The organism is Streptomyces sp. M92 (assembly GCF_028473745.1).
Taxonomy (GTDB): domain Bacteria; phylum Actinomycetota; class Actinomycetes; order Streptomycetales; family Streptomycetaceae; genus Streptomyces.
Genome location: NZ_CP101137.1, coordinates 3655079 through 3678168, shown reverse-complemented (window position 1 = coordinate 3678168; position 23090 = coordinate 3655079). Strand labels below are relative to the sequence as shown.

The following is a 23090-nucleotide window of genomic DNA, read 5'->3' as shown; positions in this document are numbered from 1 at the left end:
TCGCACATCGTCCGCACACCCTCTGGGCGGAAACACAGCAGACCGGCATCCGCATGGACGGCGAAGGTAAGTAACCTTGCATGCGGCTGTCCAGCCTCGCCGGTCCGTCCGGCCTGGGCGGTGGCACGGAGACGAGCGGGCATCGGAGGGGCGGCCGGAATGACCACCGGACTGATCCCGGGGGAGCAGCCCCCGGATCCCGGGCCGACGGGTGGACTGCCGCAACAGCGGCGCGAGCCGGTCGGCCATGAGGCCGTGCACGGGGAGAGAGGGTCGAGGAGTTCTGTGATCACCGCGCGCGCGGCCGCCAGCTTCGAGCCCGTCGGACGATCGGTGGCGAGTGCCCGGTCCTTCGTCCGGGACACGCTGCAGGGCTGGGGCCATGCCGACATCGTCGACGACGCCGTGGTGCTCACCAGCGAGCTGGTGACCAACGCCGTGGTGCACGCCGGGACCACCGCCGACGTCGTCTGCCTGCGCAGCGACGACGGCGTACGGATCGAGGTCGCCGACCACTACCCCGAGCGCGAGGTCCCGCTCCAGGGCTCCCCCGCCACCATGGGCAGCCTCGACCGCGAGGGCGGCCGCGGGCTCCAGCTGTGCGCGGCCCTGGCCGACCGCTGGGGCGTCGAGTACACCCCCACGCTGAAGAACGTCTGGTTCCACCTCCATCTGCCCGAGCGCCCGGTCGGCACCCGCGCCGCCGGTCCATCGCTCCCCGCCGACCTGCTCCCGCTCGCCGACGGCCGCGTCCGCGTCGCCGTCGTCCAGATCGACCGCACCGGCGCCGTCACGTCTTGGAACGAGGACGCCGGTGAGCTCTTCGGCTACGCCGCCGAGCAGGTCGTGGGCAAGCCGCTGACCGACCTCGCCGCCTGGCCGCACACCCCGGGCACCAGCACCGGCATCGCCGAGGCGCTCCAGCTCTCCCGCTGGGAGGGCAGCTACGGCATAAGGGGCGCCAACGGCCGCGTCACCCCGGTCTACGCCTCCCACCTCCGCGTCCGCGACGCCGGCGGCGAGCCCTCCACCGTCTGCCTCCTCGTCCGCGACCACGAACGCGCCGTCCTCCAGACGCCGTTGCGCGTGCCGGCCTCCGACAGCGCCGCCTCCTCCGAGGGCCAGAGCACCGACCCCTTCGAGGTCTTCATCGGCTCCCCCGCCCCGGACGACCTCGACGGCCTCCTCCAGCGCACCGTCGAACGCGCCCGCGACATGCTCGACGCGGACGCCGCCTTCCTGCTCCTGGCCACCGACGACGAGACGGAGCTGGAGGTCCGCGCCTCGACCGGCCTGCCCTCCGCGCGCCAGCGCTTCGCCCGCGTCCCCGTCGAGGCCGGCCCCGGCCGCTACGGCTCCGCCCGCATGCCCGCCGTCCACGACGACCTGGCCGCGGTCCCCGGCGCCGTCCCACTGCTCAACGGCACCGGCATGCGCTCCGTCGTCACCGTCCCGCTCAAGGTCGAGGGCCGCCTCACCGGCTCCCTCGGCGTCGCCGCGGAGTCCGCCGGCCGGTACTCCAACGAGGAGGCGCTGCGCCTCCAGTTCGCCGCCGACCGCATCGCCCTGGCCGTCGAGTCCGCGCGCCTCGGCGAGCTGGAGCGCCTGCGCCGCGGCTCACTCAGCTTCCTCGTCGAGGCCTCCGACCTCCTCGCCGGCACCCTGGACCGCGACCAGACCCTGGCCCTGATGGCGCAGATGACGGTCCCGACCCTGGCCACCTGGTGCGCCGTCTACACCATCGCCGACCAGGCCTCGGAGCCATACCTCTCCTACGTACTGCACGAGGACGAGGAACTCATCGACGGCATCAAGTCCCTGCTCTCGAAGATCGCCCCACCCGACCCGGTGCCCACCCCCGGCGCCCGCGTCTGGTCGGCCCCCGGCGAACTGGCCCACCAGGCCGCCCTGCGCACCTCCATGCGCGACCTGGGCCTCAACAGCGGTACGACTCCCCAGCTGAGCACCGGCATCGGCCCGACGCTCGCCACGGCGGCCGCGGTCGGCGGCGAGACCGTGGTCCTCCCCCTGGTCGCCCGCAACCGCGTCATCGGCATGCTGACGCTCGGCAAGCCGACCGACGAACACTTCCGCCAGGAGATCCTGGAACTCGCCGAGGACCTGTCCCGCCGGGCCGCCCTGGCCCTGGACAACGCCCGCCTGTACTCGGAGCGCACGGCCATCAGCCAGTCCCTCCAGCGCAGCCTGCTGCCCCCGGAGCTCCCCGTCATCGACGGCGTCGAGGTCGAGGTCATCTACCGCGCGGCCGGCGAGGGCAACGAGGTCGGCGGCGACTTCTACGACCTCTTCCCCATCAGCGACGACGCGTACGGCTTCGCCATCGGCGACGTCTGCGGCACAGGTCCGAACGCGGCGGCCGTCACGGGCCTGGCCCGGCACGCCCTGCGCCTGCTCGCCCGGGAAGGCCTCAGCGGCCCCGCGGTCCTGGAGCGCCTCAACTCCGCCATCCTCGACGAGGGCGCCCGCAGCCGCTTCCTCACCCTCCTGTACGGCGAGATGCGCCCCCAGGGTGACGGCAGCGCCGAACTGAAGGTCGTCTGCGCCGGTCACCCGCTCCCCCTCCGCCTGCGCCAGGACGGCACTGTGGAGCCCGCCGCCGAGCCCCAGCCGCTCCTCGGTGTGATCGAGGACCTGGAGCTCTACGAGCAGACGGTCACCCTCGACCCGGGCGACGTCCTGCTCTGTGTCACGGACGGCGTCACCGAACGCCGGGAGGGCACGCGCATGCTGGGCGACGACGGCCTCGCCGACGTCCTCACCACCTGCACCGGGCTCACGGCGGGCGCGGTGGCGGCCCGCATCATGCGCGCGGTCGAGCGCTTCGCCTCGGACGCCCCGTCCGACGACATGGCGATCCTGGCGATGCGCGTCCCGGAGCCGCACGCGGACTGACCGGCCGCATCAGGGCATGCGAAAGGCCCCGCCCGATTGGGCGGGGCCTTTCGTGGTGGAGCCCCCAAACGGAATCGAACCGTTGACCTTCTCCTTACCATGGAGACGCTCTGCCGACTGAGCTATAGGGGCCTGTCGCTTTTCCGAGGTTTCCCTCGCGGCAACGGAATAGATCATACCCCGAACAGACCCGTGCTCCCAACCACGCCAGTCACAAGGCCGGCTGCAGAAGCCCGCCCAGGGCATTGCAGGCGGACACGATCCGCTGCATGTCCCTCTTGGTCAGCGCGGCGTCGACCGGCAGGCCGAGCGTCTCGTCGGCCGCCCGCTCCGTCTCGGGCAACGACACACACCGACGGAAGCCGGGCATCCGGTGCACCGGCGTCTTCACCGGCACCCAGCACCCGACCCCGCGCAACCGCACGGCCCGTGCGAAGGCGTCCCGGTCCGGACGCCCATTGCCCGGCACGCGCACCACGTACTGCTGATAGGTGTGGCCGTCTCCCCAGTCCGGGGTGCGTACCCCCTTCAACTTCCCGTCCAGGTAAGCCGCCCGCTGCCGCCGCTGCGCTATCTCGTCGTACGGCGCCTCGGATTCGCCGTGCTCCAGCACGAGCAGCCCGTGCCGTCGGCCGACCGCGTGCAGCGGCCCGAGGTCCGCGGGCCTTCCGAAACGGTGCACCACGACGACGGCGACGGTACGGGGCGTCAGCGCCGCCTCCACCGCTGAGGCGTCCAGGCAGTACGAGACAGGATCTATGTCGGCGAACACCGGCAGAGCGCCGGCCAGAGCCACGGCCTCCGCGACTTCCACGTTCCCGAAGGCAGGTACGACGACCTCGTCGCCGACTCCGACGCCGGCGGCCCTGAGCATTGCTGCAGTACCCATACGGCAGATGCTCGTAGCGCAACGTGAACTGCAAGTGACGGAAAACAAAAAAGGGTTGGACCCGGAACCGAAGTTCGGGGTCCAACCCTTTGAATAATTGTTCGGCGGCGTCCTACTCTCCCACAGGGTCCCCCCTGCAGTACCATCGGCGCTGTAAGGCTTAGCTTCCGGGTTCGGAATGTAACCGGGCGTTTCCCCTACGCTATGACCACCGAAACACTATGAAACTCTCAACCGCACCACGCCTGTGACGAGCGTGGGGTTGTTCGTGGTTTCAGAACCAACACAGTGGACGCGAGCAACTGAGGACAAGCCCTCGGCCTATTAGTACCAGTCAACTCCACACCTTACGGCGCTTCCATATCTGGCCTATCAACCCAGTCGTCTACTGGGAGCCTTACCCCATCAAGTGGGTGGGAGTCCTCATCTCGAAGCAGGCTTCCCGCTTAGATGCTTTCAGCGGTTATCCCTCCCGAACGTAGCCAACCAGCCATGCCCTTGGCAGAACAACTGGCACACCAGAGGTTCGTCCGTCCCGGTCCTCTCGTACTAGGGACAGCCCTTCTCAAGACTCCTACGCGCACAGCGGATAGGGACCGAACTGTCTCACGACGTTCTAAACCCAGCTCGCGTACCGCTTTAATGGGCGAACAGCCCAACCCTTGGGACCGACTCCAGCCCCAGGATGCGACGAGCCGACATCGAGGTGCCAAACCATCCCGTCGATATGGACTCTTGGGGAAGATCAGCCTGTTATCCCCGGGGTACCTTTTATCCGTTGAGCGACGGCGCTTCCACAAGCCACCGCCGGATCACTAGTCCCGACTTTCGTCCCTGCTCGACCCGTCGGTCTCACAGTCAAGCTCCCTTGTGCACTTACACTCAACACCTGATTGCCAACCAGGCTGAGGGAACCTTTGGGCGCCTCCGTTACTCTTTAGGAGGCAACCGCCCCAGTTAAACTACCCATCAGACACTGTCCCTGATCCGGATCACGGACCCAGGTTAGACATCCAGCACGACCAGACTGGTATTTCAACGACGACTCCACCCACACTGGCGTGCGAGCTTCAAAGTCTCCCAGCTATCCTACACAAGCCGAACCGAACACCAATATCAAACTGTAGTAAAGGTCCCGGGGTCTTTCCGTCCTGCTGCGCGAAACGAGCATCTTTACTCGTAGTGCAATTTCACCGGGCCTATGGTTGAGACAGTCGAGAAGTCGTTACGCCATTCGTGCAGGTCGGAACTTACCCGACAAGGAATTTCGCTACCTTAGGATGGTTATAGTTACCACCGCCGTTTACTGGCGCTTAAGTTCTCAGCTTCGCCTGGACGAATCCAAGCTAACCGGTCCCCTTAACGTTCCAGCACCGGGCAGGCGTCAGTCCGTATACATCGCCTTACGGCTTCGCACGGACCTGTGTTTTTAGTAAACAGTCGCTTCTCGCTGGTCTCTGCGGCCACCCCCAGCTCACGGAGTAAATCCGATCACCAGGCGTGGCCCCCCTTCTCCCGAAGTTACGGGGGCATTTTGCCGAGTTCCTTAACCATAGTTCACCCGAACGCCTCGGTATTCTCTACCTGACCACCTGAGTCGGTTTAGGGTACGGGCCGCCATGAAACTCGCTAGAGGCTTTTCTCGACAGCATAGGATCATCCACTTCACCACAATCGGCTCGGCATCAGGTCTCACCCTCATGTCACCCGGATTTACCTAGATGACGGGCTACACCCTTACCCCGGGACAACCACCGCCCGGGATGGACTACCTTCCTGCGTCACCCCATCACTCACCTACTAACCGCTTGGTTCAGCGGCTCCACCACTCCCCTTCACCCGAAGGATCCAGGGCGGCTTCACGGCCTTAGCATCACGATGCTCGATGTTTGACGCTTCACAGCGGGTACCGGAATATCAACCGGTTATCCATCGACTACGCCTGTCGGCCTCGCCTTAGGTCCCGACTTACCCTGGGCAGATCAGCTTGACCCAGGAACCCTTAGTCAATCGGCGCAAACGTTTCTCACGTTTGTATCGCTACTCATGCCTGCATTCTCACTCGTGAACCGTCCACAACTCGCTTACGCGGCTGCTTCACCCGGCACACGACGCTCCCCTACCCATCACAGCCGGCGTTAGCCGTCATGCTGCAATGACACGACTTCGGCGGTACGCTTGAGCCCCGCTACATTGTCGGCGCGGAATCACTAGACCAGTGAGCTATTACGCACTCTTTCAAGGGTGGCTGCTTCTAAGCCAACCTCCTGGTTGTCTGTGCGACTCCACATCCTTTCCCACTTAGCGTACGCTTAGGGGCCTTAGTCGATGCTCTGGGCTGTTTCCCTCTCGACCATGGAGCTTATCCCCCACAGTCTCACTGCCGCGCTCTCACTTACCGGCATTCGGAGTTTGGCTAAGGTCAGTAACCCGGTAGGGCCCATCGCCTATCCAGTGCTCTACCTCCGGCAAGAAACACACGACGCTGCACCTAAATGCATTTCGGGGAGAACCAGCTATCACGGAGTTTGATTGGCCTTTCACCCCTAACCACAGGTCATCCCCCAGGTTTTCAACCCTGGTGGGTTCGGTCCTCCACGAAGTCTTACCTCCGCTTCAACCTGCCCATGGCTAGATCACTCCGCTTCGGGTCTTGAGCGTGCTACTCAACCGCCCTGTTCGGACTCGCTTTCGCTACGGCTACCCCACAACGGGTTAACCTCGCAACACACCGCAAACTCGCAGGCTCATTCTTCAAAAGGCACGCAGTCACGACGCAAGGACAAGTCCTTGCGCGACGCTCCCACGGCTTGTAGGCACACGGTTTCAGGTACTATTTCACTCCGCTCCCGCGGTACTTTTCACCATTCCCTCACGGTACTATCCGCTATCGGTCACCAGGGAATATTTAGGCTTAGCGGGTGGTCCCGCCAGATTCACACGGGATTTCTCGGGCCCCGTGCTACTTGGGTGTCTCTCAAGCAAGCCGCTGACGTTTCGACTACGGGGGTCTTACCCTCTACGCCGGACCTTTCGCATGTCCTTCGCCTACATCAACGGTTTCTGACTCGCCCTACGGCCGGCAGACCGTAGAAGAGAGATCCCACAACCCCGCACACGCAACCCCTGCCGGGTCTCACACGTATACGGTTTGGCCTCATCCAGTTTCGCTCGCCACTACTCCCGGAATCACGGTTGTTTTCTCTTCCTGCGGGTACTGAGATGTTTCACTTCCCCGCGTTCCCTCCACACTGCCTATGTGTTCAGCAGCGGGTGACAGCCCATGACGACTGCCGGGTTTCCCCATTCGGACACCCCCGGATCAAAGCCTGGTTGACGACTCCCCGGGGCCTATCGTGGCCTCCCACGTCCTTCATCGGTTCCTGGTGCCAAGGCATCCACCGTGCGCCCTTAAAAACTTGGCCACAGATGCTCGCGTCCACTGTGCAGTTCTCAAACAACGACCAACCACCCGTCACAACCCGCTGACGCGGACCTTTACCGGGGCCGGCACTGAAGGAAAATCATTCCCTCAGACACCCAACAGCGTGCCCGGCCCAGTCCCGCCCGGTGATCATGCGTTCCACGCTCCGAAGAGCAGTACTAGCAGCCACCGACCCGTGGTCTGAACCGAGTAGTCAACGTTCCACCCATGAGCAACCAGTGCGAGACGTTCGCTCGCATGCTGGCCTCTGAACCAAGCAAAGCCTGGATAAGAAGTGCTCCTTAGAAAGGAGGTGATCCAGCCGCACCTTCCGGTACGGCTACCTTGTTACGACTTCGTCCCAATCGCCAGTCCCACCTTCGACAGCTCCCTCCCACAAGGGGTTGGGCCACCGGCTTCGGGTGTTACCGACTTTCGTGACGTGACGGGCGGTGTGTACAAGGCCCGGGAACGTATTCACCGCAGCAATGCTGATCTGCGATTACTAGCGACTCCGACTTCATGGGGTCGAGTTGCAGACCCCAATCCGAACTGAGACCGGCTTTTTGAGATTCGCTCCACCTCGCGGTATCGCAGCTCATTGTACCGGCCATTGTAGCACGTGTGCAGCCCAAGACATAAGGGGCATGATGACTTGACGTCGTCCCCACCTTCCTCCGAGTTGACCCCGGCGGTCTCCCGTGAGTCCCCAACACCCCCGAAGGGGCTTGCTGGCAACACGGGACAAGGGTTGCGCTCGTTGCGGGACTTAACCCAACATCTCACGACACGAGCTGACGACAGCCATGCACCACCTGTACACCGACCACAAGGGGGACCCTGTCTCCAGGGTTTTCCGGTGTATGTCAAGCCTTGGTAAGGTTCTTCGCGTTGCGTCGAATTAAGCCACATGCTCCGCCGCTTGTGCGGGCCCCCGTCAATTCCTTTGAGTTTTAGCCTTGCGGCCGTACTCCCCAGGCGGGGCACTTAATGCGTTAGCTGCGGCACGGACAACGTGGAATGTTGCCCACACCTAGTGCCCACCGTTTACGGCGTGGACTACCAGGGTATCTAATCCTGTTCGCTCCCCACGCTTTCGCTCCTCAGCGTCAGTATCGGCCCAGAGATCCGCCTTCGCCACCGGTGTTCCTCCTGATATCTGCGCATTTCACCGCTACACCAGGAATTCCGATCTCCCCTACCGAACTCTAGCCTGCCCGTATCGACTGCAGACCCGGGGTTAAGCCCCGGGCTTTCACAACCGACGTGACAAGCCGCCTACGAGCTCTTTACGCCCAATAATTCCGGACAACGCTTGCGCCCTACGTATTACCGCGGCTGCTGGCACGTAGTTAGCCGGCGCTTCTTCTGCAGGTACCGTCACTTTCGCTTCTTCCCTGCTGAAAGAGGTTTACAACCCGAAGGCCGTCATCCCTCACGCGGCGTCGCTGCATCAGGCTTTCGCCCATTGTGCAATATTCCCCACTGCTGCCTCCCGTAGGAGTCTGGGCCGTGTCTCAGTCCCAGTGTGGCCGGTCGCCCTCTCAGGCCGGCTACCCGTCGTCGCCTTGGTGAGCCATTACCTCACCAACAAGCTGATAGGCCGCGGGCTCATCCTGCACCGCCGGAGCTTTCGAACCTCACGGATGCCCGCGAGGATCAGTATCCGGTATTAGACCCCGTTTCCAGGGCTTGTCCCAGAGTGCAGGGCAGATTGCCCACGTGTTACTCACCCGTTCGCCACTAATCCCCACCCGAAGGTGGTTCATCGTTCGACTTGCATGTGTTAAGCACGCCGCCAGCGTTCGTCCTGAGCCAGGATCAAACTCTCCGTGAATGTTTACCCGTAATCGGGTGACACCACGAGAGCGGAACAGTCGGAGGAATAGTCCGACCGTTCACAGCGTCCTCGCTGTGTTATTTCAAAGGAACCTCAACCCGATCGAACCGATCAGGTCGGGGTATCAACATATCTGGCGTTGACTTTTGGCACGCTGTTGAGTTCTCAAGGAACGGTCGCTTCCTTTGTACTCACCCTCTCGGGCTTTCCTCCGGGCGCTTCCCTTCGGTCTTGCGTTTCCGACTCTATCAGATCTTTCCGATCCGATTTCCTCGGTGCTTTCCAGGTTCCCGCTTTCGCGTTTCCCTTTCCGGCGGTTCCGACTTTATCAGAGATTCTGAGTCGGGATTTCCACCCCCGGTCCCTTCCACGAAGTGGTCGGGTGCCCGTCCGAGCGGAGATGTAAACGTACTGGAGCGGGGCGCCTCGATGCAAATCGAGGCGCCCCGCTCCGGGTTGGCGCTGTCGGCGAGCCGACGACCCGTCAGACCTCCACCACGACGGGCAGGATCATCGGACGGCGTCGGTACGTGTCCGAGACCCACTTGCCGATGGTCCTGCGCACCAGCTGCTGGAGCTGGTGGGGTTCGACGACCCCGTCCTGGGCCGAGCGTTCCAGTGCCTCGACGACCTTGGGGAGCACCGCGGCGAAGGCCGAGTCCTCGATGCCGGAGCCGCGGGCCTGTACGTGCGGGCCGCCGGTGATCTTGCCGGTGGACGAGTCCATGACCACGAAGACCGAGATGATGCCTTCGTCACCGAGGATCTTGCGGTCCTTGAGGGCCGGCTCGCCCACGTCGCCGACCGACAGGCCGTCGACGTACACGTATCCCGCCTGGACCTTGCCGGAGATCTTGGCCTTGCCCTCGACCAGGTCGACGACGACGCCGTCCTCGGCGATGACGATGCGGTCGTGCGGGACGCCGGTCAGGGCGCCCAGTTCGGCGTTGGCGCGCAGGTGGCGCCATTCGCCGTGGACCGGCATCAGGTTCCTGGGGCGGCAGATGTTGTAGAAGTACAGCAGCTCGCCGGCCGAGGCGTGGCCCGAGACATGGACCTTGGCGTTGCCCTTGTGGACGACGTTGGCGCCCCAGCGGGTCAGGCCGTTGATCACGCGGTAGACCGCGTTCTCGTTGCCCGGGATGAGGGACGACGCGAGGATCACCGTGTCGCCCTGGACGATGCGGATCTGGTGGTCCCGGTTGGCCATGCGGGAGAGCGCGGCCATCGGTTCGCCCTGCGAGCCGGTGCAGACCAGGACGACTTCGCTGTCGGGGAGGTCGTCCAGCGTCTTGACGTCCACGACCAGGCCCGGCGGGACCCTCAGGTAGCCGAGGTCACGGGCGATGCCCATGTTGCGGACCATGGAGCGGCCGACGAAGGCGACCCGGCGGCCGTACTCGTGGGCCGCGTCCAGGATCTGCTGGATGCGGTGGACGTGGCTGGCGAAGCTCGCCACGATGATGCGCTTGCGGGCGCCGGCGAAGACCTGGCGCAGGACGTTCGAGATGTCGCGCTCGGGCGGGACGAAGCCCGGGACCTCGGCGTTCGTCGAGTCCGAGAGGAGGAGGTCGATGCCCTCCTCGCTCAGGCGCGCGAAGGCGTGCAGGTCCGTGAGTCGGCCGTCCAGCGGGAGCTGGTCCATCTTGAAGTCGCCGGTGTGGACGGCCATGCCCGCGGGGGTGCGGATGGCGACGGCCAGGGCGTCCGGGATGGAGTGGTTGACCGCGACGAACTCGCAGTCGAAGGGGCCGACGCGCTCGCGGTGTCCCTCCGCCACCTCGAGGGTGTACGGGCGGATGCGGTGTTCCTGGAGCTTGGCCTCGATGAGGGCGAGGGTCAGCTTGGAGCCGATCAGCGGGATGTCCGGCTTCTCCCGGAGGAGGAAGGGGACGCCGCCGATGTGGTCCTCGTGGCCGTGGGTGAGGACGATGCCCTCGATGTCGTCGAGGCGGTCCCGGATGGACGAGAAGTCCGGCAGGATCAGGTCGATTCCGGGCTGCTCCTCCTCGGGGAAGAGCACTCCGCAGTCGACGATCAGCAGACGGCCGCCGTACTCGAAGACCGTCATGTTGCGGCCGATCTCGCCGAGACCGCCCAGGGGCGTGACCCGGAGGCCACCCTTGGGGAGCGCGGGGGGACGGCCCAGTTCAGGGTGCGGATGACTCAAAAGACTCTCCTCACCACACGCGCCACGTACCGGTGGGCACGTGGCGCGCGTGACGTTCGTGCAGAAGCAGTTGTCATAGTGGGGTGCGGGCACCGGTGGCCCGCGTATTCAGTTGTGAGGTTTTCAGTCCGTCCGTCGTGCGGTGGTGCGAAGTCTGTTGTCAGAGCTGTACCCCGCCGGCGGCAAGATCGATCTTGAGCTGCTCGGTCTCCTCGGGCGTGAGGCCGACCATGGGGGCGCGCAGCGGTCCCGCCGGCAGTCCCTGGAGGGCGAGCGCGGCCTTGGTGGTCATGACGCCCTGGGTGCGGAACATGCCGGTGAAGACGGGGAGCAGCTTCTGGTGGATCTCCAGGGCCTTCTGCACGTCGCCCGCGACGAACGCGTCAACCATGGCGCGCAGCTCGGGGGTGACGACGTGGCCGACGACCGAGACGAAGCCGACCGCGCCCACGGAGAGCAGCGGCAGGTTCAGCATGTCGTCGCCGGAGTACCAGGCGAGGCCGGAGCGGGCGATGGCCCAGCTGGCGCGGCCGAGGTCGCCCTTGGCGTCCTTGTTGGCGACGATGCGCGGGTGCTCGGCGAGGCGGACCAGCGTCTCGGTGTTGATCGGGACGCCGCTGCGGCCGGGGATGTCGTAGAGCATGACCGGCAGCGTCGAGGCGTCGGCGATGGCCGTGAAGTGCTGGTACAGGCCCTCCTGCGGGGGCTTGTTGTAGTACGGCGTGACGAGCAGGAGGCCGTGGGCGCCGGTGCGTTCGGCGGCGCGGGCCAGCTCGATGCTGTGCTGGGTGTTGTTGGTGCCGACTCCGGCGATCACGTGGGCCCGGTCGCCGACGGCTTCCAGGACGGCCCGTACGAGGTCCGCTTTCTCCGCGTCGCTGGTGGTGGGGGACTCGCCGGTGGTGCCGTTGATGATCAGGCCGTCGTTGCCTGCGTCCACCAGGTGGGCGGCGAGCCGCTGCGCGCCGTCGAGGTCGAGTGCGCCGTCCGCCGTGAAGGGCGTGACCATGGCGGTGAGGACCCGCCCGAAGGGGGTCTGCGGAGTGGAGGTCGGAGCCATGGGTTACACGCTACTCGTTGCTCAGGGCGGGGTCTGCCCTCGGGGGAGGCGGCAGGCCGGGAGAGAGGTGGAGCCCGGCACTGCCTGCTCGGGGGTTCAAGCAGTGCCGGGTCCCTTTGATCAGGCTAGATGAACTTCTCCAAAAGCCGCAATCCGGACACTTCGCATGGTTGATGCGTACATCTGTGCCCGGCCGGGCGGGCCCGGGGACGGCCCTCCTTCTTCGCTTACGGCGCCACGCGGCCGTTGGCGTTGAAGGCGGCGTGGGTGAGCGGCATGAGTCGCGCCCACTCCTCCTCCATCCGCTCGCCGACCATCTCGATCTCCCGCTGCGGGAAGGACGGGACCTTCGCCAGCTCGTGCTGGGTACGCAGGCCCAGGAAGTGCATCAGCGAGCGGGCGTTGCAGGTCGCGTACATCGACGAGTAGAGACCGACGGGGAGCACCGCGCGGGCCACCTCGCGGGCGACGCCGGCGGCGAGCATCTCCTGGTACCGCTGGTACGCCTGGAGGTAAGACGCCTCCATGGAGCGGCTCACCAGTTCGTGCTGCTCGGTGGTGCCCTCGACGAAGATGTACTTGCCCGGACGGCCCTGCTGGACGAGCTTGCGGGACTCGTCCGGCGTGTAGAAGACCGGCTGGAGCTCGCGGTAGCGGCCGGATTCCTCGTTGTAGGAGTTGTGCACGACGATGCCGTTGGCCAGGAAGTTGTGCCAAGGACCCTCGACGGAAAGGTCGTAGGTCATCTCTTCCCCGTCGTCCTCGATTCCGACGACCTGGTCCGGCACCGCCTTCGCGATCTTGCCGCCGCGCCGTGCCAGCGCCTGCTCTCCGGCGCTCTTGACCGCGTGGCAGGGTTCGCAGGCGGGAGCGAGGTTCTTCTCGTCGAGGGCCTGAGTCAGGTCGCGTGCCACGGGGACGACATGGTCGAGGGAGAGCTGGTCGCGGGGGAAGTCCTGACCGCAGAGGTGGCAGGTGTCGACCTCCTTGATCAGCTCTCGACGCCGCATCGCGGTCCACACGCCGATGCCTCGCCGCAAGCTGGGCGGAACGAGGGATTCGGACGGGCGCGGGCCGGTACCGGCGGCCATGACGGCGTCGCCCACGACGAGCTCCCCCGCCTTGACCCATCCCTCGGGAGTGAACACGGCATGGTCCACCGTGCAGCGAAGTACCTTTCCGGAAGCCGTGGTGATCCTGATCAGGCGTTTGACGCCGGACTGGATGACGTCGACGATCCTGGCCCGCTGGGCGAGCATCGTCTCCTCGTCGTAGCAGCGCACATGGTTGCGACGCACGGACTCGAGTTTGCGCAAGCGCGTGCTGGGGTGCAGCTCACGGAACTCCGCCACTGCCGACTCGGCTGCCTCACGATTCTCGTAGAGCCCCAGGTAGTGGTTGGTCTCGCCACGCCTGACCTGCGCCATCCACTTTCCGGCCCGGCCGTGCCAGGTGACCCCACCGGCGGAGTGCGGCAGCCGGTCCTCGACGCCGGTGTGCCAGAGCTTGTACAGCTCGGCGATGGTGCGTCGGCGAAGGTTACCGGCTTCGCTCTCCAGTGTGATCTCGGTGTCACCCGCGATGCACCAGCCCACGCGGTGCCGCATGAACTCCCGGAAGACGAAGATCGGGGCGCTGATGAAGAAGGTCATCGAGTTGTGCTCGAACGGGCTGCCGTGCCGGTCCCGCATCAGGTAGTTGATCAGGCCCTTGGAGCGCTCCGGGTCCTTCTGCAACTCGTCAAGGGACTGCTCGCCGGCCGTCGAGACGCGGGCGGCGAACAGCACGTCGGAGTCGGTCGCGGCGCTCTTGACCAGCTCGACGGTGACGTCGCTGCGGAGGTCGATCTTGAAATCGTCGGCGGGGGTGTCGGTCACGGTGTGGAGGGCCTTCCCATCTCGTCGCTTGGCCAGGCCACTCTACGGCCAGCCAAGTGGCGCCGAATCGGGCGTTCGGTGCCGTGCCGCGATGAATTCGGTGAAACAGGGCACCCGCGAGGGCGTTCGTTCGTCTGTATGAGTAACAGCACTTCATTCCAGTCTCTGAAGGGAGACGCAGCCCCTATGATCCGCCGGCGTGAACCCGTGCCGTTCGCCTTCGTCGCCGAAGCCGACAGGTTCCGCAGCAATGTCACACCCCCGCCCCGGGAGCGGGCGTCCTTCGGCCAGCTGGCCGGGCGCTGGCTGCTCGGCCTCACCGTCGTCGCCGGGATCGCGGGTTCCCTCCTGATCGGGATGCCCGCGCTCTCGGCCGACCAGCCGTCCGGGCACAAACAGCCCTCGCAGGCCTCCGAGAGGCGTTAGCGGCGGCCCGGGGCCGGTCGGCCCTGACTCCATCCGGGGACCCGAGGGTGGTGAGCTCAGACACAGGTCGGTAGCCTCACCGGGCACAGCACCTGCCATGGAACGAGTGAGGACCAGCCGTGCCCCTGCCCTTCCTGACGGCCGACCGCGCCTTCGACGCCACCGACGACGTCGCGCTGCCGCACGACGACCGCGACCTCTGGCGTCGGCCCTACCGGCCGGGGCCGTGGCGTGTGGGGGCGGCGGCGCTGATGCTGCTGCTCGCCTCGTTCGTCCTGTTCGCGGCGGTCATCATCGCGGCGACGGACTCGCTGTCCGCCGCCGGTGTGGTGTTCGGCGTCGCGCTGGTCGTCATCGTGTGTGCGCTGCGGCTGCTGCGCATGGGCGCGTGGGTGAGCGCGCACGGGGTGCGGCACGTGAGTTTCTTCAGCACCCGCACGGTGGCCTGGCAGCAGGTCGCCAGCGTGCGGACGGTGCAGCAGCCGGTGCGCTGGCTCGGGCTGCCGCGCACCGTGCAGGGGCAAGCGCTGCTCCTGGTCCGCCAGGGCCGGTCCGGAGAGACCTTTCCGCCGCTGCTGACCACGCACAACACCGACTTCCTCGCCCGGGACGAGGCCTTCGACCGGGCGGCGGACGCCGTGGAGGCGTGGGCCGCCGAGTACCGGCAGGGCTGAGCAGACACAGCCAAGGGCGGGGCCCGAACCGCTGTCGCGGTTCGGGCCCCGCCCTTCGCTGTGCGCTCAGGCGGTTTCGACGGGTTTGCCGTCGTGCAGGGCGATCGCCCGCTGCATCGCCTTACGGGCGCGCGGGGTGTCGCGCGCGTCGTGGTAGGCGACGGCCAGCCGGAACCAGGTGCGCCAGTCGCCGGGCGCGTCCTCCGCCTCGGCCTTGCGCAGGGCGAAGACCGCGTCGGCCGACTCGCGGTCGATGCGGCCGCTGGGGGTGCGCTTGAGTTCGTCGACGGGCAGTCCGCCCTCGGCGTCGAGTTCCGCGGCGAGGGCATTGGCCCTGCGGACGAACTGGGTGTTCTTCCACAGGAACCACACGCCGATGACCGGCAGGATCAGTACCGCGACGCCGAAGGCGACGGCGACGGGCGTGCCGGTGCCGATGAGCATGACACCGCGGCTGCCGACCAGGGCGAAGTAGAAGACCAGGACGGCGGCCGTGACGGCGTAGGAGATTTTCGCGCGCATGGGGTCAGGGGCTCGGTTCGGCTCTCGTTCGGCTCTCGGTTCCGGTCTCGGCTCAGGTCTCAGTTCAGGTCCAGGAAGTGTTCCAGGCCGAAGGTGAGGCCCGGCGTGGTGACCACCCGGCGGGCGCCCAGCAGGATGCCCGGCATGAAGCTGCTGTGGTGCAGGGAGTCGTGCCGGACGGTGAGGGTCTCCCCCTCGGCGCCGAGCAGGACCTCCTGGTGGGCCAGCAGGCCGCGCAGGCGGACCGCGTGGACCGGGACACCGTCGACGTCCGCGCCGCGGGCGCCGTCCAGGGCCGTGGCAGTGGCGTCGGGCGCCGGGGCGGCGCCTGCCTTCTGCCGGGCCTGGGCGATGAGCTGCGCGGTGCGGGTGGCGGTCCCGCTGGGGGCGTCCACCTTGTTCGGGTGGTGCAGCTCGACGACCTCGACGGACTCGAAGTACGGGGCCGCGATCTGCGCGAACTTCATGGTCAGTACGGCGCCGATGGAGAAGTTGGGCGCGATGAGCACGCCCGTCCCAGGAGAGGCGTCGAGCCAGGAGGTCAGCCGCGCGAGGCGCTCGTCGGTCCAGCCGGTGGTGCCGACGACGGCGTGGATGCCGTGGCGTACGCAGTAGTCGAGGTTGTCCATCACCGAGTCGGGGGTGGTCAGCTCGACGGCGACCTGGGCGCCGGTCTCGGCCAGCGTGTCCAGGCGGTCGCCCCGGCCGAGGGCGGCGACCAGCTCCATGTCCTCGGCGGCCTCGACCGCCCGTACCGCCTCGGAGCCGATCCGGCCCTTGGCACCGAGGACGGCCACGCGCAGCTTGCTCATGATTTCGTTCGCTTCCTTACCGGGAGGTCGGGGCCGGGTGGGTCAGGCGACGGCGTCGTGCAGCCGCGACGCCTGCTTGTCCTTCAGCGGGCCGATGACCGACAGGGACGGTCGGCGGCCCAGGACGTCGCGGGCGACGGCTCGGACGTCATCCGGCGTGACCGAGGCTATCCGGGCCAGCATGTCGTCGACGGACATCTGCTCGCCCCAGCACAGTTCGCTCTTGCCGATACGGTTCATCAGCGCGCCGGTGTCCTCCAGGCCGAGGACCGTGGAGCCCCTCAGCTGGCCGATCGCGCGGCCGATCTCGTCGTCGGTGAGACCGTGCTCGGCGACGTGGTCGAGTTCGTCGCGGCAGATCCTCAGCACGTCGTGCACCTGGGAGGGCCTGCAGCCCGCGTACACGCCGAACAGGCCGCAGTCGGCGAAGCCCGAGGTGTACGAGTACACGCTGTAGGCCAGTCCGCGCTTCTCGCGGACCTCCTGGAACAGGCGCGAGGACATGCCGCCGCCGAGGGCGGTGTTGAGGACGCCCATGGCCCAGCGGCGCTCGTCGGTGCGGGCCAGGCCCGGCATGCCGAGGATGACGTGGGCCTGCTCGGTCTTGCGGCCGATCAGCTCCACCCGGCCCGCGGCACGGATGGTGCGCCGTCCGTCGCGCGGGGCGATGGGCGCGGCCACCGGCTCCCGGAAGGCGCCGGCCTTCTCGAAGGCGGCGCGGACCTGGCGTACGACCTTGTTGTGGTCGACGTTGCCGGCCGCGGCGACCACCAGGTGGGTGGGGTCGTAGTGCTTCCGGTAGAAGCGGCGGATGCGGTCGGCGGTGAGGGCGTTGACCGTGTCGACGGTGCCGAGGACGGGGCGGCCCAGCGCGTTGTCGCCGAACATGGTCTGCGCGAACAGGTCGTGTACGCAGTCGCCGGCGTCGTCCTCGGTCATCGCGATCTCTTCGAGGATCGCGCCGCGCTCGACGTCCACGTCCTCCTCGCGGATGAGCGAGCCGGTCAGCATGTCGCAGACCACGTCGATGGCGAGCGGCAGGTCGGTGTCGAGCACGCGTGCGTAGTAGCACGTGTACTCCTTGGCCGTGAACGCGTTCATCTCGCCGCCGACCGCGTCGATCGCGGCGGAGATGTCCAGGGCGCTGCGCTTGCGAGTGCCCTTGAAGAGCAGGTGCTCCAGGTAGTGGGTGGCGCCGTTCAGGGCCGGGGTCTCGTCGCGGGAGCCGACGTGCGCCCAGATGCCGAAGGTCGCGGAGCGGACCGAGGGCAGGGTCTCGGTGACGATGCGCAGGCCGCCCGGGAGGGTGGTCTTGCGGACCGTGCCGATGCCGTGCTCGCCCTTGATCAGGGTTTGGGTACGGGCGACGGCCCGCGCCTCCGAGGAGGTGCGGGCCGTCGCCTTGGAGCCTCGGGACGTCACTGGTCGGCGTCGTCCTTCTTCTCTTCGCCGCCTTCTTCGCCCTCGATCACGGGGATCAGGGAGAGCTTGCCGCGGGAGTCGATCTCGGCGATCTCGACCTGGACCTTCTGGCCCACGCCGAGGACGTCCTCGACGTTCTCCACACGCTTGCCGCCGGCGAGCTTGCGGATCTGCGAGATGTGCAGCAGACCGTCCTTGCCCGGCAGCAGGGAGACGAACGCGCCGAAGGTGGTCGTCTTGACGACCGTGCCCAGGTAGCGCTCGCCGACCTCGGGCATGGTCGGGTTGGCGATGCCGTTGATCGTGGCGCGGGCGGCCTCGGCGGCCGGGCCGTCGGCGGCACCGATGTAGATGGTGCCGTCGTCCTCGATCGTGATGTCGGCGCCCGTGTCCTCCTGGATCTGGTTGATCATCTTGCCCTTGGGGCCGATGACCTCACCGATCTTGTCGACGGGGATCTTCACGGTGATGATCCGCGGCGCGTTCGGGGACATCTCGTCCGGCGTGTCGATCGCTTCCATCATCACGTCGAGGATGTGGAGGCGGGCGTCACGGGCCTGCTTGAGGGCGGCGGCCAGGACGGAGGCGGGGATGCCGTCCAGCTTGGTGTCGAGCTGGAGGGCGGTCACGAACTCCTTGGTGCCGGCGACCTTGAAGTCCATGTCGCCGAAGGCGTCCTCCGCACCGAGGATGTCGGTGAGGGTGACGTAGTGCGTCTCGCCCTCGATCTCCTGGGAGATCAGGCCCATGGCGATACCGGCGACGGGGGCCTTGAGCGGCACACCGGCGTTCAGCAGCGACATGGTGGAGGCGCAGACCGAGCCCATGGACGTCGAGCCGTTGGAGCCGAGGGCCTCGGACACCTGACGGATCGCGTACGGGAACTCCTCGCGCGTCGGCAGCACCGGCACGAGCGCGCGCTCGGCGAGGGCGCCGTGGCCGATCTCGCGGCGCTTCGGGGAGCCGACGCGGCCGGTCTCACCGGTGGAGTACGGCGGGAAGTTGTAGTTGTGCATGTAGCGCTTGCGGGTCACCGGGGAGAGGGTGTCCAGCTGCTGCTCCATGCGGAGCATGTTGAGGGTCGTGACGCCCAGGATCTGGGTCTCGCCACGCTCGAACAGCGCCGAGCCGTGCACGCGCGGGATGGCCTCGACCTCGGCGGCCAGGGTGCGGATGTCGGTGACACCGCGGCCGTCGATGCGCTTCTTCTCCTTGATGACGCGCTCACGGACCAGGGACTTGGTCAGCGAGCGGTACGCGGCGGAGATCTCCTTCTCGCGGCCCTCGAACTCCGGCAGGAGCTTCTCGGCGGCGAGCGCCTTGACGCGGTCCAGCTCGGCCTCGCGCTCCTGCTTGCCGGCGATGGTGAGCGCCTGGGCCAGCTCGGGCTTGACGGCACCGGTGAGCGCCTCGAGGACGTCGTCCTGGTAGTCCAGGAAGATCGGGAACTCGCCGGTCGGCTTCGCGGCCTTCGAGGCGAGGTCGGCCTGGGCGCGGCACAGCACCTTGATGAAGGGCTTCGCGGCGTCCAGACCGGCGGCGACGATCTCCTCGGTGGGCGCCTCGGCGCCGCCCTCGACGAGCTTGATGGTCTTCTCGGTGGCCTCGGCCTCGACCATCATGATCGCGACGTCGCCGTCCTCCAGGGTGCGGCCCGCGACGACCATGTCGAAGACGGCGTCCTCGAGCTCGGAGTGCGTCGGGAAGGCCACCCACTGGCCGCGGATCAGCGCGACGCGGACGCCGCCGATCGGGCCGGAGAAGGGCAGACCGGCCAGCTGCGTGGACGCGGAGGCGGCGTTGATCGCCACGACGTCGTACAGGTGGTCGGGGTTGAGCGCCATGATCGTCGCGACGACCTGGATCTCGTTGCGCAGGCCCTTCTTGAAGGACGGGCGCAGCGGGCGGTCGATGAGGCGGCAGGTGAGGATCGCGTCCTCGGAGGGCCGGCCCTCACGGCGGAAGAAGCTGCCGGGGATCTTGCCGGCCGAGTACATCCGCTCCTCGACGTCCACCGTGAGGGGGAAGAAGTCGAGCTGGTCCTTGGGGTTCTTCGAGGCGGTGGTGGCCGACAGCACCATGGTGTCGTCGTCCAGGTACGCCACGGCGGAGCCGGCGGCCTGACGGGCCAGGCGGCCCGTCTCGAAGCGGATGGTGCGGGTGCCGAAGGCGCCGTTGTCGATGACGGCCTCGGCGTAGTGGGTCTCGTTCTCCACTAGCGATTTCTCCATTACGTGTCGTCTACGTGTCGTCTTTGTCCTCCTCGCCCGTGTGGCGGGGGGGACGGGGTGGAGAAGCGCTCATCCGGTGCGGGCCGGTCTTCGATCGAAGCACCCGGGGGCTGCCCCCGGGGGCCACTACCGAGGACCGGCGGCGGCGAGGTGCGCTTCTCCTCGTGCACCGCGTACGTCTTGTACGCGGATACGTGTGTGTACGTTTTGTTCGGTGTCGTGCGTTCGTACGTCGTGTGTCGTGCGTCTCGTGTTCTGTTACCACACTACAAAGCCGCGGCGACACTGCGCACGTACAGCAAAGGGAGCGGCCCCCGAACGATGGGAACCGCTCCCTTCACGGCGTCTTACTTGGCGCCCGCCGCACCGCGGCGGATGCCGAGGCGCTCGACCAGCGCACGGAAGCGCTGGATGTCCTTCTTGGCGAGGTACTGCAGCAGCCGGCGGCGCTGGCCGACCAGGATCAGCAGACCACGACGGGAGTGGTGGTCGTGCTTGTGGGTCTTGAGGTGCTCCGTCAGGTCGGAGATGCGACGGGACAGCAGAGCGACCTGGACCTCGGGGGAGCCGGTGTCGCCCTCCTTGGTACCGAACTCGGTGATGATCTGCTTCTTCACTGCGGCGTCGAGCGACACGCGTACTCCTCTGGTCTGTGAGTGGCCACCGAGTGCCCCCGGTCTACGTCTCGGGGGATCTTCCATGACTCGGAAGGCGGGGATCCGCTGAGCGCGGCCTCCAGGGCTCGGGGCTCCGGGGGCGCGTACACAAACGGCCGTCACACAGCGTACCAGTCCGGATGGGCACCCCCGGCCGGAGGCCCTGGAGCCGGGCCGTCACTCCTGTGGGCACGGACATGAACAAACCGCTGACCAGGAGAATCGCGGCCACTAGGGTAGCCGCACACCCGACCGCAGGACAGGAAGGACCGAGCCGCGATGGCCGATGCCGAGGACCTCGAACTCAAGGCGCGCAAGGAACGGGAGCGGGACGAGCTCTACGCCCTCGACATCTCCGGTGTCGAATGGCACAGCGCACCCGGCACCGAGGAGCACGAGGAGCGGGTGGAGATCGCCTACCTCCCCGCCGGCGCCGTCGCCATGCGGTCGTCGCTCGACCCGGACACCGTACTGCGGTACACGGAGGCGGAGTGGCGGGCGTTCGTGCTGGGGGCGCGGGACGGGGAGTTCGATCTGGAGCCGGCGACGGGAGGCGGGGGAAACGACGCGGAATGACGCGGAAGGGGCGGCAGCGCCTGCCGGCCTGCCGCCCCGGACCGAGCCTGGGAAGGCCGGCGGTCAGTCGCCCGTCATCGACCGTGCCGAGGCGTAGACGTCGAACACCGCGAGTGCCAGAGGGATCAAGGTCAGGAGAACGAAGGCTTCGGCGATCTCCATGAAGCGGCCCCAGAAAGGCGTGACGCCGCGTCGGGAGGTGATCAGGCCGATCGCCGTGACCAGGACGACAGCCGCGGCCACGGCCGCCGCCAGCCACACGCTGCGGATGTCGAGGGCCGTGGTGTCACCCTGGAGGGCGTCACGCCAGTACTCCGTCGGCGGGTTCATGGCGAGCCCGAGTCCGAGGAAGACGAGCGAGCCGAGTCCGGCCGCCAGCGTCGCGGCGACCTGGGCGGTGTAGCGGAACAGGTGGGCCCGCATCAGCATGGCGATCCCGGTGGCCAGCGCGAGGAGCTGGGCCCACACGTTGGTGGAGAAGCTGAGGACGATCGCCGCACCGACGGAGACGAGCCCGCAGCCGCCGACCAGTCCTGCGAGGAGTTCGTGACCGCGGCGCGCCTGAGCGGCGACGCGCTCCACGTCGACGGGCTCCGAGGAGACCGTCTCGTCCGTCGTGTAGGTACCCTGCGAGCTGTTGGGCAGTTCGAAGCCGATGGGCAGCCGGGCGAAGCGCACGGACAGTCCGGGCAGGAAGGCCAGGGCACACACCGAAACAGGCGCGCACATCGCGGCCGTCTCCATGGGCTGCAGATGCGTCAGCATCGCGATGAACGTCGTGATCAGGCCGATCGCGGCGGCGAAGACGAACGCCACGAAGGGGCTGTCGCCGCCCGGTGACACCAGCATCAACAGCACTGAGGCGACCAGCACCGCCGCGCAGGCGAGGAGGAACTGGAGCCGTCCGATGCCCTGGCCGCCGGCGAGCGGCACCAGCCCCGAGCCCGCCACGGCGATGTTCGGGAGAGCTCCCAGCCCCAGGGCGATCGCCGAGCCGCGATCGTCGTACACGCGAGCGCGCACGCAGGCGAAGGTGACGAGCAGGACGCCGACGACCGCGGCGATGATGCCCTGGAGGCTGTGCATGTCGTGGCGGACCTGGGAACTCCAGGCCACGAACGCGAGCAGCACCGGGAGGACGCCCGCACCGATCAGACCGGCGGTGCGCGTGAGCTCGCCGTCCCACAGGGATCGGTCGCGGGTGACGGCCGAGGCGACCGCCTCCGAGACGTCGTCGATCACGGCGGGGGGCAGTGATGTCGCGAAGGGCCGCAGCGTGAGCAGTTCCCCGTCGAGGATGCGCTGGGCCGCGAAGGACCGGGCGCTGTCGAGTACGGTTCCGTCGCGGCGCACGAGGTGGTAGCCGACCGGCGCGCCCTCCGCGGGGCTCTGCTGGGAGAACCGCAGGATCTCCGGGTAGAGGTCGACGACCGGTACGTCGTCGGGCAGTGCCACGTCGATGCGGCTGTCGGGTGCCACGATGGTGACCCGGCAGAAGCCGAGCCCCGCACCTGGCCCCGCCGGGACTGTGCTGCCCGGTCCACCGGCCGCGCCGGCCGGCGCGGAGGCCGTCATGCTCACCTGCTGTTCCCCCTCGT

13 protein-coding genes, 1 tRNA gene, 3 rRNA genes and 3 pseudogenes are annotated in these 23090 nt (G+C 67.2%); 4 read left to right on the top strand and 16 right to left on the bottom strand.

Features of this window, described 5'->3' with window-relative positions; all coding sequences use genetic code 11:
* The first annotated feature begins 159 nt into the window (after positions 1-159).
* The gene (locus tag M6G08_RS16705) at positions 160-2913 is read left to right on the top strand and encodes a SpoIIE family protein phosphatase (protein ID WP_272587949.1); all 2754 of its coding nucleotides are present in this window, start codon (positions 160-162) and stop codon (positions 2911-2913) included.
* Between the two features lie 56 nt (positions 2914-2969).
* On the opposite strand, the gene M6G08_RS16700 is transcribed toward M6G08_RS16705, so the two are convergent.
* The 10 genes and pseudogenes from M6G08_RS16700 to M6G08_RS16655 all read right to left on the bottom strand — a co-directional run.
* Positions 2970-3045: transfer RNA gene (locus M6G08_RS16700), tRNA-Thr, on the bottom strand.
* A 79-nt stretch (positions 3046-3124) separates the two neighbouring features.
* Positions 3125-3787: a DegT/DnrJ/EryC1/StrS family aminotransferase gene (locus tag M6G08_RS16695; RefSeq protein WP_272591358.1), complete on the bottom strand. Its 663-nt coding sequence runs from the start codon at positions 3785-3787 to the stop codon at positions 3125-3127.
* A gap of 114 nt (positions 3788-3901) precedes the next feature.
* A 5S ribosomal RNA gene (gene rrf / locus M6G08_RS16690) occupies positions 3902-4018 on the bottom strand.
* An 88-nt stretch (positions 4019-4106) separates the two neighbouring features.
* Positions 4107-7227: ribosomal RNA gene (locus tag M6G08_RS16685) — 23S ribosomal RNA — on the bottom strand.
* Positions 7228-7532: 305 nt separating this feature from the next.
* Positions 7533-9063: ribosomal RNA gene (locus M6G08_RS16680) — 16S ribosomal RNA — on the bottom strand.
* Together the 16S, 23S and 5S rRNA genes form the textbook arrangement of a ribosomal RNA operon.
* 487 nt (positions 9064-9550) lie before the next feature.
* Positions 9551-11236 carry a ribonuclease J gene (locus M6G08_RS16675; RefSeq protein ID WP_272587948.1) on the bottom strand — a complete coding sequence of 562 codons (1686 nt, stop codon included), beginning with the start codon at positions 11234-11236 and terminating at the stop codon, positions 9551-9553.
* A 160-nt stretch (positions 11237-11396) separates the two neighbouring features.
* Positions 11397-12296 carry a 4-hydroxy-tetrahydrodipicolinate synthase gene (gene dapA / locus M6G08_RS16670; protein WP_272587947.1) on the bottom strand — a complete coding sequence of 300 codons (900 nt, stop codon included), beginning with the start codon at positions 12294-12296 and terminating at the stop codon, positions 11397-11399.
* A gap of 227 nt (positions 12297-12523) precedes the next feature.
* Positions 12524-12973, bottom strand: a pseudogene (thyX, locus tag M6G08_RS16665) (FAD-dependent thymidylate synthase); the annotation flags it as partial.
* A 12-nt stretch (positions 12974-12985) separates the two neighbouring features.
* Positions 12986-13903, bottom strand: a pseudogene (locus tag M6G08_RS16660) (intein-containing protein); the annotation flags it as partial.
* A pseudogene (locus M6G08_RS16655) lies at positions 13883-14173 on the bottom strand (FAD-dependent thymidylate synthase); the annotation flags it as partial. The pseudogenes M6G08_RS16655 and M6G08_RS16660, both read right to left, overlap by 21 nt.
* Before the next feature lie 186 nt (positions 14174-14359).
* Here M6G08_RS16655 and M6G08_RS16650 point away from each other — a divergent pair.
* Positions 14360-14599, top strand: a complete 240-nt coding sequence (locus M6G08_RS16650) for a hypothetical protein (protein ID WP_272587946.1) — start codon at positions 14360-14362, stop codon at positions 14597-14599.
* Between the two features lie 119 nt (positions 14600-14718).
* A complete protein-coding gene (locus M6G08_RS16645; protein ID WP_272587945.1) occupies positions 14719-15273 on the top strand; it encodes an SCO5741 family PH domain-containing membrane protein in 555 nt (184 codons plus the stop codon).
* Positions 15274-15339: 66 nt separating this feature from the next.
* Here the strand turns inward: M6G08_RS16645 and M6G08_RS16640 are convergent, their stop codons facing one another.
* From M6G08_RS16640 to rpsO, 5 genes are all read right to left on the bottom strand, one after another.
* Positions 15340-15795: a tetratricopeptide repeat protein gene (locus tag M6G08_RS16640; protein WP_272587944.1), complete on the bottom strand. Its 456-nt coding sequence runs from the start codon at positions 15793-15795 to the stop codon at positions 15340-15342.
* 59 nt (positions 15796-15854) lie between these two features.
* A complete protein-coding gene (gene dapB, locus M6G08_RS16635; RefSeq protein ID WP_272587943.1) occupies positions 15855-16607 on the bottom strand; it encodes a 4-hydroxy-tetrahydrodipicolinate reductase in 753 nt (250 codons plus the stop codon).
* Between the two features lie 42 nt (positions 16608-16649).
* Positions 16650-18029 carry a M16 family metallopeptidase gene (locus M6G08_RS16630; protein ID WP_272587942.1) on the bottom strand — a complete coding sequence of 460 codons (1380 nt, stop codon included), beginning with the start codon at positions 18027-18029 and terminating at the stop codon, positions 16650-16652.
* Positions 18026-20245 (bottom strand): polyribonucleotide nucleotidyltransferase, encoded by a 2220-nt coding sequence (locus tag M6G08_RS16625; RefSeq protein WP_272591357.1) that lies wholly within the window; start codon positions 20243-20245, stop codon positions 18026-18028. Before M6G08_RS16625 ends, M6G08_RS16630 begins: the two co-directional genes overlap by 4 nt.
* Positions 20246-20607: 362 nt before the next feature.
* A complete protein-coding gene (rpsO, locus tag M6G08_RS16620; protein ID WP_019330982.1) occupies positions 20608-20895 on the bottom strand; it encodes a 30S ribosomal protein S15 in 288 nt (95 codons plus the stop codon).
* 300 nt (positions 20896-21195) lie between these two features.
* Between rpsO and M6G08_RS16615 the strand changes: the two genes are divergently transcribed.
* The gene (locus M6G08_RS16615) at positions 21196-21492 is read left to right on the top strand and encodes a DUF397 domain-containing protein (protein ID WP_272587941.1); all 297 of its coding nucleotides are present in this window, start codon (positions 21196-21198) and stop codon (positions 21490-21492) included.
* Between the two features lie 63 nt (positions 21493-21555).
* Here M6G08_RS16615 and eccD read toward each other — a convergent pair whose 3' ends face one another.
* Positions 21556-23067 (bottom strand): type VII secretion integral membrane protein EccD, encoded by a 1512-nt coding sequence (gene eccD, locus M6G08_RS16610; protein ID WP_272591356.1) that lies wholly within the window; start codon positions 23065-23067, stop codon positions 21556-21558.
* Between the last annotated feature and the right edge of the window lie 23 nt (positions 23068-23090).